This is a genomic window from Actinophytocola sp. (assembly GCF_036402745.1).
GTDB lineage: Bacteria > Actinomycetota > Actinomycetes > Mycobacteriales > Pseudonocardiaceae > Actinophytocola.
Genome location: NZ_DASWSJ010000201.1, coordinates 83,535 through 95,249 on the forward strand (window position 1 = coordinate 83,535; position 11,715 = coordinate 95,249).

Here is an 11,715-nt window from a genome sequence, read left to right on the forward strand (position 1 = left end):
AAGCCCGGCAAAGCGACGGAAAACTACTCAGAGACCAGCTCGACGACGGAACTCGACGCATCCGGCAGCGTCGGCGCCCACGGATCGACGGGGAGCATGCCCGTCGAGTGACCCGTGTGGTCCAGCAGCCGTCCCCAGGACTTGAGCGGCCGCAACACCACCCGCTGGTCCGCCACCACGACGTCCGGGAACTCCTGCCCGAGCCGGTCGAGCAGGCCACCGAGCTCAGCCAGCTGGTGCACCTGTGCCATCACCAGAAGGTTCTCGGCACCCACGGCGGACAGGCAGATGCGGGTCTCCGGCCACTCGCCCACCGTCATGCCCACCCGCGCCAGCCCGTCGTGCGGCACGCGCAGCCACAGCACCAGCTCCGCGGGCCAGCCGCCCTCGCCGCGGGCGAAATCGGTGCGGAAGCTCAACATCCCCTTGCGCACGAGCGAAGCCATTCGGCGGCGAACCACGTGCTCGGCACTGCCCAGGTCGCGCGCCAGATCGCGGTAGCGGGCCCGGCCGTCGCGCTGCAGCGCCAGGTACAGCGCCCGGTCGGCGTCGGCGAAGGTCATCGTCCGCCGGTGCACGACGCTGTCCACACTGGCCTCGTCGCTGCCGATCTCTTCGCTGCACACCGACTGCTCCTGGCCCGAGCTGATCGCACCCAGTCGCCACCGCACACCGCTGAACCACTCCAGCCCGACCCGCGCGCGCCCACGCGCCATCCCCGCGACCCGCGGCAGCCGGTCGAACACCAGCGCGCTGAGTGCGGTCATGTCGCCGGCGAACACCAACACGTGGAGGTCGAACCCGCCATCGGTGAGATAGACGCTCGCCACCTGCGGGATCTCCGCGAGCGCCCGGCCGACCTCCGCCGTGCGGCCAGGCTTCGCCTCCGCCTCGTACACCGCGCCGACCAGCGCCAGCCGCGGCCCGGGCACTGAGGACACCCACGCCCGACCCGAACCGGCCAGCCGCTCCCAACGCCGCGCCGCCGTCACCGCCGAGATCCCCAACGCCGACCCCAGCCGCTCAAAACTCGCCCGCGGGTTGACGTGCAGCGCATCCAGCAGCGCGACATCGACCTCATCGACACCCCGCACGAGCATGCCTCCGCCTCCTGGCCCCGACCCTAGGCCGCGCCCGGCCCTCAAGCCATGTCCGACGCCGACGCACCGCCCGCCTTCGCCGCTCACAGCCCGTCGTCGGCGTGCCAGTCGTTGCGCCATCGCCGGTCGGCCGGCTGGTCGAGCCGCTGGTAGCGGATGTCCGTCGAGAGGCGGACCTCGGTGTCGACGTTGTCGAGTGCCGCGTGCACGGTGTACGCGGTGTGCACCACCATGTCGCCGGCGGCGTAGTCGGCGACGAGCCAGCGCGCGTCGAGCTCGTCGGCCAGCGCCGGCAGGTCGGCCGTGATCGACGCGGCCGGGTGCCGGCTCGTGCCGGCGCGCTCGCGCGCGAGGTAGTGGTGGTGGCTGCCCTCGAGGTAGACGAGACCGCCGCGGCGCAGCGGGCAGTCGCCGAGCGGGATCCAGGAGCTGAGCACCTGGTCGGTGCCGTCGCGGAGGTACACGAGGTCGTAGTGGGCCTGCGTCGCGAGCCCCACGCCGCGCTCGCCGGGCTTGACGTGTCGGATGATCTTGCGGCGGTGCAGGTGCGGCTCGCCGCCGAGGAACCAGCGGTACCACTCGCGAACCGCCGGCTGCGCGCAGAACGCCTGGTACTCCGGGCTCGGCACGACCTCGCCGAACAGCACCTGCCGCAGCCGCGCGCGGTCGCCGGGGCCGTCCCACACCCCGGTCGGGGCGAGCCGTTCCAGGTAGAACCGGCGGAACCGGTGGACCAGGTCGGGGTCGAGCGCGCCGCGCAGCCACAGGTAGCCGTCGCGGGCGAGCCGGCGGCCCAGCGCGGCACGGTCGCCGCGCTCGGTGCGGGGCACCGGCGCCAGCTCACCGAGCCGCGCCGGCGACTCGTCCAACACGTACCCGTTCGATGTCGGCACCGTGCTCCCCTGACCTGAAACGACGTTCCGCGCCGCCGGCACGGCTCACCAGAGGGTCGGCAAAGACGCGTTCCATGTCAACCGGACGCGGGGGCGCATCGTCCGGTCAGGTCGACTTCTGCCCGTCGAGCGTCTCGCGCAGGATGTCGGCGTGCCCGGCGTGCTGGGCGGTCTCCGCGATGAGGTGCGTCAGCACCCCGCGCACGCTGCGCACCGCGCCCGGCTCGTGCCACGGCGCCTCGGGCAACGGGTGCGTCGCCGACAGGTCGGGGACGGCGGCGATGGTCTCCGCGCTGCGGGCGGCGACCTGCTCGTACCGCGCGAGGATGCCGGCCAGCGTGTCACCGGGCAGCATCCGGAAGTCGCTCTCGTGGTCGATCGCCCACTGCGGGATCTCGCGCGCGGTCCCGGCCGCGAGGTCGGCCCAGGTGACGCCCTCGGGCAGGTCGAAACGCATCGCCGACGGGCCCTCGGCCACGAACCGCAGCCACCCCTCCTCCAGGGACGCGACGTGCTTGATCAACCCGCCCAGGCACAGCGCGCTGACCGTCGGCCGCTCGCCGAGTTGCTCGTCGCTGAGCCCGCGGACGGTGTTGGTCAGGGCGGCTCGCGCGGTCGCGAGCGCGGCGAGCAGCTCGTCCCGCTCGGCATCGACAGTGGCGGTGATGGTCACGGTGATCGGGTCCTTCCGGTCGTTGGCTGGTACGAGGCGACAGTCGCAGGGAAAGCGGCCAGGGAGTGGCCGCTTCTCCGGGCACTATGGGGATCGTGCCGAAGACCTCAGCGCGGCTGCTGTCGCTGCTCTCACTGCTCCAGGCGCGCCGGGACTGGCCGGGCGCGCTGCTGGCCGAGCGGCTGGACATCAGCCCGCGCACCGTGCGCCGCGACGTCGACCGCCTGCGCGAGCTCGGCTATCCCATCGTGGCCACCAAAGGCCCCGACGGCGGGTACCGGCTCGACGCCGGCACGGAACTGCCGCCGCTGCTGTTCGACGACGAGCAGGCCGTCGCGCTGGCCGTCGCACTCCAGATCGCCACCACCACCGGCGCCGGCATCGAGGAAGCCGCGGCACGCGCGCTGACCACCGTCCGGCAGGTCATGCCCGCACGGCTGCGCCGCAGGATCGACACCCTCCAGGTCACCGCCGTCGAGCGACCCGCGGCCCACCCGCAGGCCGACAGCGTCGTGCTCATGGCACTCAGCGCCGCCGTCCACGCCCGCGAGGTGCTGCGCTTCGACTACCCACCAGGGGTGGCCGACGACGGCGTGCGGACCCCGCCGCGCCGGGTGCAGCCCCACCACCTCGTCACCTGGGGCGGGCGCTGGTACCTCGTCGCCTGGGACCTCGACCGCGACGACTGGCGCACCTTCCGCGCCGACCGGATCACCCCGCGCGCCCCCACGGGCCCCCGCTTCACCCCGCGCGAGCTGCCCGGAGGAACCGTGGCCGCGTTCGTGACCAGCAGGTTCCAGGGCGGCGCCGGCGACTGGCCCTGCCGCGGCGAGGTGATCCTCGACCTGCCCGCCGCCGCCGTGTCCGGCTACGTCCACGACGGAGTCGTCGAGGAGCTCGACCCGAACCGCTGCCGACTCGTCCTGGGCTCGTGGTCATGGCCCGGCCTGGCCGCCACCATCGGCAGGTTCGACGCCGACATCGAGGTCGTCGGCCCGGCCGAGCTCAAGGCCGCCTTCGCACGCCTGGCCCGCCGCTACACCAACGCCGCACGGTGAACCGAGCCTCGCGAACAGCCGCGCGCCGTGCGGAAGCCGGGCCCGTCGGGCACCGACACCCCGGGCAGCTCCGTCTCCGTGGCCGTCGGCTCTTCCTGAACCGACCGATCGAACGGTCTGTCTGAACACGATTCTGCTACTGTTTCCCGGTCCGCCCACGGTTGTCTAGTGAGCGGCTGTCAACTGAACGGCGCGGCCGGGAGGGGCGAGGAGGACGTCGTGCGGACACGGGAGAAGGCCGCCGCGGCACGGGAGGCCGTCGGCCAACGGCTGCGGGAGGCGCGCCACGCCGCCGGCCTCACGGTGCGCGACGTCGCCCGGTCCCTGGAGCTCAGCATCGGCACGTGGAGCGCGATCGAGAACGGGCGAACCGGGGTCAGCGACGAACGGCTGCGCGCCGCGGCCCGCCTGTTCACCACCGACCCGGACGGCCTCCGCGGCGCTCCACCACCGGCTCCCCGCGGGACGTGGCGGGACTTCCCGCCCCTGCGCCTCGACCCGCCGCTCGCCGGTGCGCTCGAGGCGTTCGCCGAGCTCGGCTACCACGGCGCCAGCATCCGCACCATCGCCCAGCGCGCCGGGCTCTCCGTGCCCGGCGTCTACCACCACTGGCCGACCAAGCAGCATCTGCTCGTCGCGTTGCTCGACCTGACCATGGCCGACCTCGCCGAACGGGCCCGCGCCGCGCGCGCGGAGGGCGACGGACCGGTCGACCGCCTCACCCTCCTCGTCGAGTGCCTCGCGCTCTACCACACCCACCACCGCGACCTGGGCTTCATCGGCGCCAGCGAGATGCGCAGCCTCGACGAACCGGACCGCACCCGGATCGCGACCGCCCGGCAGAACGTCCAGCGGATGGTCGACGACGAGGTGGTCGAGGGCTGCCGGCGCGGGCTGATGACCACGGCGCTGCCCCGGGAAGCCGCACGCGCCGTCGTCACCATGTGCACCGCGCTGCCGCAGTGGTGGTCCCCCACCGGGCCGTCCTCCCCGGAGAAGGTCGCGCGGCAGTACGTCGACTTCGCCCTCGGCGTCGTCGGCGCGACGGGTTGACGGCGGACCGCTCGCCATCTAGCGTTCAGGCCGACCAATCGATCGGTTTGTTCAGGAGCCCACCGTGTCGGCTTACGACCTTCCCGCTCCCTCGGCCAAGGCCGGCGAGCTGTACGACCGCATGGTCGCCTTCATGCGCGAGCGGGTCCTGCCAGCGGAGTCCGGGTACCTCGCCCACCGCAAGGCGGCCGGCCCAGACGGGCATGCCGTCCCGCCCGTCGTCGAGGAGCTGAAGAAGCAGGCGAAGGCCGACGGGTTGTGGAACCTCTTCCTCCCCTCGGAGTCCGGGCTGACCCAGCTCGAGTACGCGCCGATCGCCGAGCTGTCCGGCTGGAGCCTCGACCTCGCGCCCGAGGCGATCAACTGCCAGGCGCCTGACACCGGCAACATGGAGCTGCTGCACCTGCTCGGCAGCGACCAGCAGAAGAAGGATTGGCTCCAGCCCCTGCTGGCCGGCGAGATTCGCTCCGCCTTCGCCATGACCGAGCCGGAGGTCGCGAGCAGCGACGCCACCAACATCGCCACCCGGATCGAGCGGCAGGGCGACCAGTACGTGATCAACGGGCGGAAGTGGTGGACCAGCGGCGCGCTCGACCCGCGGTGCGCGGTCTTCATCGTGATGGGCAAGACCGACCCGACCGCGGAACCGCACCGCCAGCAGACGATGGTGCTGGTGCCGCGCGACACGCCGGGCATCACGATCGTCCGCGACCTGCCGGTGTTCGGCCAGCACGACCAGCACGGCCACGCCGAGGTCGTGTTCGACGACGTCCGCGTGCCCGTGGCCAACGTGATCGGCGAGGAGGGCGGCGGGTTCGCCGCCGCGCAGGCCCGCCTCGGCCCCGGCCGCATCCACCACTGCATGCGGGCGCTCGGCGCCGCGGAACGGGCCCTCGCCATGCTCGTCGCCCGCGCGCGGGACCGGGTGGCGTTCGGCGGTCCGCTGGCCGACCAGGGCGTCGTGCGGCAGCAGATCGCCGAGTCGCGGCTGGAGATCGAGCAGGCACGGCTGCTGTGCCACCGCGCCAGCCACGTCATCGACACCCACGGCAACAAGGCCGCCCGCGACCTGGTCGCCATGGCCAAGGTGGCCGTGCCCCGCGCCGCCACCCAGGTGATCGACCGTGCCATCCAGGTGCACGGTGGCGCCGGCATCACCGACGTCACCCCGCTGGCCGCCATGTACGGCTGGCACCGCGCGATGCGCGTGTTCGACGGCCCCGACGAGGTGCACCTGCGGTCGATCGCGAAGGCGGAGCTGCGCCGCACCCCGATCCTGCCGGTCGGGTAAGCCGGTCGACCGTGACCCTCCCCGCCGACCTCCTCGCGCTCACCCGAGAGACGCCGTGACCGCGCGGGCGGACCGGGCCACGACAGGCTGCGCCGAGAGGCCGTAGCTCGGACCGTGGCCGGTAGGACAGGTGCCGGAGACGACGAACTCGGTGGCCGGATACCCGGTTGATTCCGAGAATTCACCAACTCTTGACGGTCTTCGCCATGTCTCCACAGCGATGGGCGAGTCACGATGATCGGTGGTCGTCCCGCAGCTCCCGCAAGGAGGTTTCGTGCATACCCAGCACCGCCCCCAGCTCACCTGGACGAAGCGGCTCGTCGTCACGATGACCGCGATCGCATCCCTGTTCAGCGTGTCCGTCGTCGTCACCCCGGCGGCGGACGCGGTCGTCTACGGCTCCTGCACCATGTCCCGGTGCGCCGACGCGCGTTCGGCGAACACGACGTGGCAGTCGAAGGGCTATCCGAGCTCCCGCGGCTGGTACAGCTGGCCGAACGGCAAGTGCAACTTCGCCGGCGGCACGTACCAGAACCGCGAGGCCCAGCTGCCCAACGGGCACAGCTACCTGGAGTACGACGTGTACTCGCGCATCTGCAACGCCGCGCGTGACGCGTACCGGATCATCGTGGACAGGACAACCGGCGTGGTGTGGTTCTCCCCCAACCACTACAGCGACTTCTACCAGCTGTAGCGCCACTTCCCCGGACCCGCGCCGCCGTGGACGTGGCGCGGGCCGGGCAAGCGGAAGGTGGAGGTGACGAGGGTGCCGAGCCTGATGCGTTCGGTCTGGACGGTGGGTGCCGTCAACGTCGTCCAGGCATCGGTGGGACCGGGCTCCCCGGAGCCACCCATGGCGCGACGGTGGTCGGCGCGAAAGAACCCGTCGTACCCGGCGGCCTCACCGACCTGCGCCACGCGCGGCAGATCCGCGTACGAGGCGCCCTGCATCCAGAGGCTGCGGTTCCGCCGCCACGGGCGCCGCGGCGCGTGACGCGTCGAGTCGTAGCCGGGCGATGCGCACGGCGACCGCGACGAGCACGCCGAGCGCGATGGTGAGGACGGCGGAGGCCAGCAGCGTCGAGCGGCCGCCGATGGCGCTCACCACCGGGCCGCCGAGCAGCATGCCGACCGCGGTGGACGGCGTGGTCAGCGCGGTGCGGGTGGCGAGCACCCGGCTGAGCACCTGCGGTGCGCAGGCCCGCTGGAACAGCGCCGTGCAGATCGCGGTGAACGGGCCGTAGACCAACCCGCCGACGGCGAACCCGATCAGCCCGGGCAGCACCGCGTCGGAGAGCCCGAGCGGCAGCAGGGCGGCTCCCCAGCCGACGATGATGATCACTACGACCGCCCACAGTGGACGGTTCCGGAGCAGTCCGGCGCCGAGGCCGCCGGCCACCGCGCCGACGCCGAACACCGTCCAGTACGCGCCGAGCAGGCCGGGCGAGCCGTGCAGCTCCGTGGCGACGTGGATCGGCAGGGCGACCTCGACCGGACCGTAGAGGAAGAAGAAGACGCAGGTGACCGCGAGCAGCCCGAGCAGGCGCGGCTGCCCGACGATCGTGCGCCAGCCACCCGCCGCGGGCCCGTCCGCCGCGGCGGATGCCGCTGGTGAAGCCGCCGCCGCAGCCGCCGCCGAAGCCGCAGGTGCGGGCGCGGTCACGCTCGCGTGGCGCGCCGCAACCGGCCAGCAGCTCGCCGCGAGCGCCGCGAAGCTCAGCGCGTCGGCCCCGATCACCCAGCCGGGGCCGGCGAGCGCCACCACCCCGCCGGCCAGTGCCGGGCCGACCACGACCGCCGCCTGGGTGAACGTCGACACCAGCGCGTTGCCGGCGACCCGGTCGTCGTCCGGCAGCAGCTCGGCGATCAGCGTGTACGTCCCGGCGCTGCCCCAGGCGTGCAGCAGCGAGGACGCCCCGAGCAGGGCGACGTAGCCGGCCGGGGCGAGCGCGCCCGCCACGGCGAGCACCGCGATCGTGCCAAGTGCCACGGCCCGCAACGTCGCGTCGATCGCGACCAGGCGGGCGCCGGTCAACCCGCGCACCAGCCGGCCGAACACCGCCGCGCCGACCGTGGCGGGCAGCGAGTAGGCCGCCACGGCGAGCCCGGTCCACACACCCTCGCGGCCCGGCGGCGCGATCTGCACGGCGAGCCAGGCCACCGCGACCAGGCTCATCCCGTCGCCCAGCGCCGACACCAGCATTCCCGGCAGCAACCGGCGCAGCACCGGCTGGCTCATCACCCGCCCGTACGCCCCGAACCGCGCCCCGCTCATCGGTTTCGTCCCTTCCCGGTTCATCACCAACGTGCACCCGTACCAGGCGCAGCTGCTGGCCGGGCAGAGCCTGTTCGTCATGGAGGTCGCGCCGGCCGCGTACATCTCGACCGTGCGACCTCCACCTCCGTGGACGTCCAGCCCCGCCCGTGCGGATCATCCCTCGCTCGGTTGACCCGTGGGGACCGCCGGATGTGACACGGCCGGCTTGACCGGTGCTCGCTGGGCCATGGCGACACAGCTGATCGAGACGCCGTTGGGCAGCCCCGGCTCTCTCGTGGGGTCAGACCTCGTTGCGCAGGCCGCCGTCGATGACGAGGTCGGAGCCGTTGATGTTGGGTGCGCTCCCGGAGACCAGGAACACCACCAGGGCGGCGATTTCCGCGGGTTCGGTCATGTGTCCGGTGGACATTCCGAAGTTGGCGGGCAGGGCGTGGAGGAACTCTTCGCGTGCGATGCCGGCCTTCTTTGCGAGTAGGTCGCCGGTGCCGCCTGGTTCGGTCCACACCGCGGTCCGTACCGGTCCCGGTGAGATGGTGTTGACCCGGACGCCGTGCGGGCCGAACTCTTCGGCGAGGGCCTTGCCGAGGTTGGCCAGCGCCGCTTTGGCGGCGGAGTAGTCCACCAGGTGGGGTGCCGGGCGTCGGGAGTTGACCGAGCCGATGTTGATGATGTGGCCGCGGCGCTCGCGGATGCTCGGGAGCGCGGCCCTGCTGGCTCGTACCGCACTGAGCAAGGTCAGGCCGAGAGTGTGCTGCCAGTCGTCGTCGGTGACGGACAGGAACCCGCGCGGGTGCGGGCCGGTGGTGCCGGCGACGTTGTTGACCAGCAGGTCGATGCCGCCGAGCTCGGCGATCGCGGTGTCGACGAGGTAGCCGGGCCCGTCGGGAGTGCCGAGGTCCACGGGGACGGCGAGCGGGGTGATCTCCTTGAGCTCGGCGCTGATCGTTCGCGCTCCGGCCACGACGTGGAATCCCTCGTCGCGCAGTGCGGTGGCCACGGCCAGCCCGATGCCTTTGCTCGCGCCGGTGACGACGGCGTTCCTTGCCTTGGCATCAGCCATGACGTTCCTCCCCAAGGGCGGCGATCGACGAGGAGCGGATCCGACGGCCATGACGCCGATGGTTCCGCCGACTGGCGCGATGGATGCCCGAATGCATCATCCGTTGCTGATATGTCGGGGAAAGGTATCATCGGACACTGATGGATAGAAACAGCGGCGGCAGGCCCGACGACCGACTCTTCGCGATCGGTCGCGCCCTCAGCTGCGGCGTCCGCCTTGCCGTGTTGCAAGCACTCACCGAGGGAGACGCGTCCGTGGGCGAGCTGGTCAGCCGCACCGGAGCCACCCAGCCGAACATGTCGAACCATCTGGCAGTGCTGCGTGCCGCCGGACTGGTCACCTACCGCCGCGAAGGGCGAGTCGTCCGCTACCAGCTCGCCTCACCCGAGGCCGACAGCCTCGTACACAATCTCACCGCGCTCGCGAACACGGAGCCCGGCTTTCCCGGTCGGCACCAGTAGTTCCCGCGCCGTCGTCGTCCTGCCCGCGCCGAAGGTCCCGTTCGGCCCGACGATCATCCGATGACGAGCGGGAGTTTCGCGGCCAGCTCGCCCAGTTCGGTGTTCTCCGCGTCGGTCGGGGCACGCCGGCCGGTGCCGACCAGCAGCGCGTCCTTGCCGGAGAACGACGCGGGGAACGTGGCCCCGGCGATCTTCTCCAGCATCTCGCGTGACCGGGCGAGCCCCTCGGCGGGCGGTTCCGCCGCGTCGGGGAGGTGCGCGATCAGGTCGAGGTGGTGCAACGTCCATTCGAGGACGTACGCGGAGAGGTAGTCGCCCGCGGTGAGGACCACGTCGCGCGTGCTGACGCGGACCGCGGGGTCGGCGAGCTCGGCGGCGCGACCGGCGGCGGAGCCGACGTCGTCGAGGTGGAACTTCAGCAGCCGCGGCTCCTCGTACGCGGCGGCCAGCCGGACGGTCAGCGCGTCGAGGGGGTCGTCGCCGCTCGGCGGCGTTTCGGCGACCTCCCAGTAGGTGACCGCGTCCCGGGTCGGTTCGGTCTCGGCCGGGGTGACGAGGGTGATCAGGACGTCCTGGGCGTCGATGATCAGGTGGCACACCAGGTCCCGCACGAGCCAGCCGGTACAGCCGGACAGCCGTGCGAAGTCCTCGTCCGCGAGCTCGGCGACGGCCGTGCGCAACGCCGTCCACGAGCGTGAGAAGAGATCCACTGCCGCAAGCTAGCAGCGCCCCAGCCCCCGCTGCGACCGATTTCGCCCGCCTGGCGAGCCCACGTTCGGGTGGCCGAAAAGAGAGGACCCATTCCGTCCCGCCCTCAACCTATAGCGCACCGGGGGGCTTGCGGCAAGACCCGGGTGGTGCCGCAGAATCACCGGCCGAAGCCCGAACCTGCCGAGATGGGAGCCGCGAAAGTGCGTGTGTCCGTGACCCAGGGCGGCGCGCCGAGGCCCCGCTTCCTCGTGGTTCTGCGAGGGGCTTGACAAAGGGTGGACAATAAAAAATCGGCGTGTCCTCCAATAACCAAATGGAGAACCGCCGAACTTAATACCAGATTAGCCGCTGTGAGGGGCATGTGTCAACTCAGGGGTACGAAGACGAATTGCGGTCCGAGCGGAGCTACGTCGCCGGGCTCTACACGCGGCTCGACGCCGAGCGCGCGCGAGTGAAGGGCGAGTACACCGGGGCGTTGCGGGGAACCGGCGGGACACCCATGGAACGGGACGTCCAGGTGCGCGCGTCGGCCAAAGAGGCGAAGCGGCTGGCCGTCGCGGACAACGGGTTGTGTTTCGGCCGGTTGGACACCCTTTCGGGGGAACATTCCTACATCGGCCGGATCGGCCTTTTCGACGAGGAGAACGACTACGAGCCGGTGTTGCTGGATTGGCGGGCACCGGCGTCGCGCGCGTTCTACGTCGCCACCGCCGCGACCCCGGAGAACATGCGCCGGCGCCGCCAGTTCCACACGCGCGGGCGCCAGGTGGTCGATTTCACCGACGAGGTGCTCGGCCGCCCGGACGGCGACGAGCGGGGGGACGCGGCGCTGCTCGCGGCGGTCAACGCGCCGCGCGGTGACGGGATGCGCGACATCGTGGCGACGATCCAGGCCGAGCAGGACGAGATCATCCGGCTCGATCACCCGGGGGTGCTGGTGATCGAGGGCGGCCCGGGCACCGGGAAGACCGTGGTGGCGCTGCACCGCGTCGCGTACCTGCTCTACACCCACCGGGAGCGGATGGAACGCCATGGCGTGCTCGTGGTCGGGCCCAACCCGGCGTTCCTGAACCACATCAGCCGCGTTCTGCCGTCGCTGGGCGAGTCCGGCGTGGTGTTCATGACCCCCGGCGACCT

At 72.1% G+C, this 11,715-nt stretch carries 12 protein-coding genes and 1 pseudogene; 6 read left to right on the forward strand and 7 right to left on the reverse strand.

Annotated features, from left to right (window positions below; translation table 11 throughout):
* Nucleotides 1–23: 23 nt before the first annotated feature.
* The 3 genes from VGD70_RS19285 to VGD70_RS19295 form a co-directional block, all read right to left on the reverse strand.
* Nucleotides 24–1,100, reverse strand: a complete 1,077-nt coding sequence (locus tag VGD70_RS19285; protein ID WP_331083208.1) for an Lrp/AsnC family transcriptional regulator — start codon at nucleotides 1,098–1,100, stop codon at nucleotides 24–26.
* 83 nt (nucleotides 1,101–1,183) lie between these two features.
* On the reverse strand, nucleotides 1,184–1,993 hold the full coding sequence (locus tag VGD70_RS19290; protein ID WP_331083210.1) for a phytanoyl-CoA dioxygenase family protein: 810 nt from the start codon (nucleotides 1,991–1,993) through the stop codon (nucleotides 1,184–1,186).
* A 106-nt stretch (nucleotides 1,994–2,099) separates the two neighbouring features.
* A complete protein-coding gene (locus tag VGD70_RS19295) occupies nucleotides 2,100–2,660 on the reverse strand; it encodes a DinB family protein (protein WP_331083229.1) in 561 nt (186 codons plus the stop codon).
* 101 nt (nucleotides 2,661–2,761) lie between these two features.
* Between VGD70_RS19295 and VGD70_RS19300 the strand changes: the two genes are divergently transcribed.
* The 4 genes from VGD70_RS19300 to VGD70_RS19315 all read left to right on the forward strand — a co-directional run bounded on the left by VGD70_RS19300 (nucleotide 2,762) and on the right by VGD70_RS19315 (nucleotide 6,762).
* Nucleotides 2,762–3,724: a helix-turn-helix transcriptional regulator gene (locus VGD70_RS19300; RefSeq protein WP_331083212.1), complete on the forward strand. Its 963-nt coding sequence runs from the start codon at nucleotides 2,762–2,764 to the stop codon at nucleotides 3,722–3,724.
* A gap of 219 nt (nucleotides 3,725–3,943) precedes the next feature.
* Nucleotides 3,944–4,777: a TetR family transcriptional regulator gene (locus VGD70_RS19305; protein WP_331083214.1), complete on the forward strand. Its 834-nt coding sequence runs from the start codon at nucleotides 3,944–3,946 to the stop codon at nucleotides 4,775–4,777.
* Between the two features lie 121 nt (nucleotides 4,778–4,898).
* Complete coding sequence (locus tag VGD70_RS19310; protein ID WP_331083231.1) at nucleotides 4,899–6,068, forward strand: acyl-CoA dehydrogenase family protein; 1,170 nt, start codon at nucleotides 4,899–4,901, stop codon at nucleotides 6,066–6,068.
* Between the two features lie 274 nt (nucleotides 6,069–6,342).
* Complete coding sequence (locus tag VGD70_RS19315) at nucleotides 6,343–6,762, forward strand: ribonuclease domain-containing protein (protein WP_331083216.1); 420 nt, start codon at nucleotides 6,343–6,345, stop codon at nucleotides 6,760–6,762.
* A 38-nt stretch (nucleotides 6,763–6,800) separates the two neighbouring features.
* On the opposite strand, the pseudogene VGD70_RS19320 reads toward VGD70_RS19315, so the two are convergent.
* The 3 genes and pseudogenes from VGD70_RS19320 to VGD70_RS19330 all read right to left on the reverse strand — a co-directional run.
* Nucleotides 6,801–7,019: pseudogene (locus tag VGD70_RS19320) on the reverse strand (LLM class flavin-dependent oxidoreductase); the annotation flags it as partial.
* On the reverse strand, nucleotides 6,970–8,343 hold the full coding sequence (locus VGD70_RS19325) for an MFS transporter (protein ID WP_331083220.1): 1,374 nt from the start codon (nucleotides 8,341–8,343) through the stop codon (nucleotides 6,970–6,972). The pseudogene VGD70_RS19320 and the gene VGD70_RS19325, both read right to left, overlap by 50 nt.
* Before the next feature lie 283 nt (nucleotides 8,344–8,626).
* Nucleotides 8,627–9,406 (reverse strand): SDR family NAD(P)-dependent oxidoreductase, encoded by a 780-nt coding sequence (locus VGD70_RS19330; protein ID WP_331083222.1) that lies wholly within the window; start codon nucleotides 9,404–9,406, stop codon nucleotides 8,627–8,629.
* Between the two features lie 140 nt (nucleotides 9,407–9,546).
* Between VGD70_RS19330 and VGD70_RS19335 the strand changes: the two genes are divergently transcribed.
* Complete coding sequence (locus VGD70_RS19335) at nucleotides 9,547–9,867, forward strand: metalloregulator ArsR/SmtB family transcription factor (RefSeq protein WP_331083223.1); 321 nt, start codon at nucleotides 9,547–9,549, stop codon at nucleotides 9,865–9,867.
* A 53-nt stretch (nucleotides 9,868–9,920) separates the two neighbouring features.
* Here the strand turns inward: VGD70_RS19335 and VGD70_RS19340 are convergent, their stop codons facing one another.
* Nucleotides 9,921–10,577: a maleylpyruvate isomerase N-terminal domain-containing protein gene (locus VGD70_RS19340; RefSeq protein ID WP_331083225.1), complete on the reverse strand. Its 657-nt coding sequence runs from the start codon at nucleotides 10,575–10,577 to the stop codon at nucleotides 9,921–9,923.
* A 362-nt stretch (nucleotides 10,578–10,939) separates the two neighbouring features.
* Here VGD70_RS19340 and VGD70_RS19345 point away from each other — a divergent pair.
* Nucleotides 10,940–11,715 (forward strand): UvrD-helicase domain-containing protein (locus VGD70_RS19345; protein ID WP_331083227.1); only part of this gene is annotated, 776 nt, incomplete at its 3' end.

Bases quoted from the DNA above. Each gene is read 5' to 3' on its own strand.
- VGD70_RS19285 (WP_331083208.1), bottom strand. From the start codon at position 1,100: ATGCTCGTGCGGGGTGTCGATGAGGTCGATGTCGCGCTGCTGGATGCG.
- VGD70_RS19310 (WP_331083231.1), top strand. From the start codon at position 4,899: ATGGTCGCCTTCATGCGCGAGCGGGTCCTGCCAGCGGAGTCCGGGTAC.
- VGD70_RS19325 (WP_331083220.1), bottom strand. From the start codon at position 8,343: ATGAGCGGGGCGCGGTTCGGGGCGTACGGGCGGGTGATGAGCCAGCCG.
- VGD70_RS19330 (WP_331083222.1), bottom strand. From the start codon at position 9,406: ATGGCTGATGCCAAGGCAAGGAACGCCGTCGTCACCGGCGCGAGCAAA.
- VGD70_RS19335 (WP_331083223.1), top strand. From the start codon at position 9,547: ATGGATAGAAACAGCGGCGGCAGGCCCGACGACCGACTCTTCGCGATC.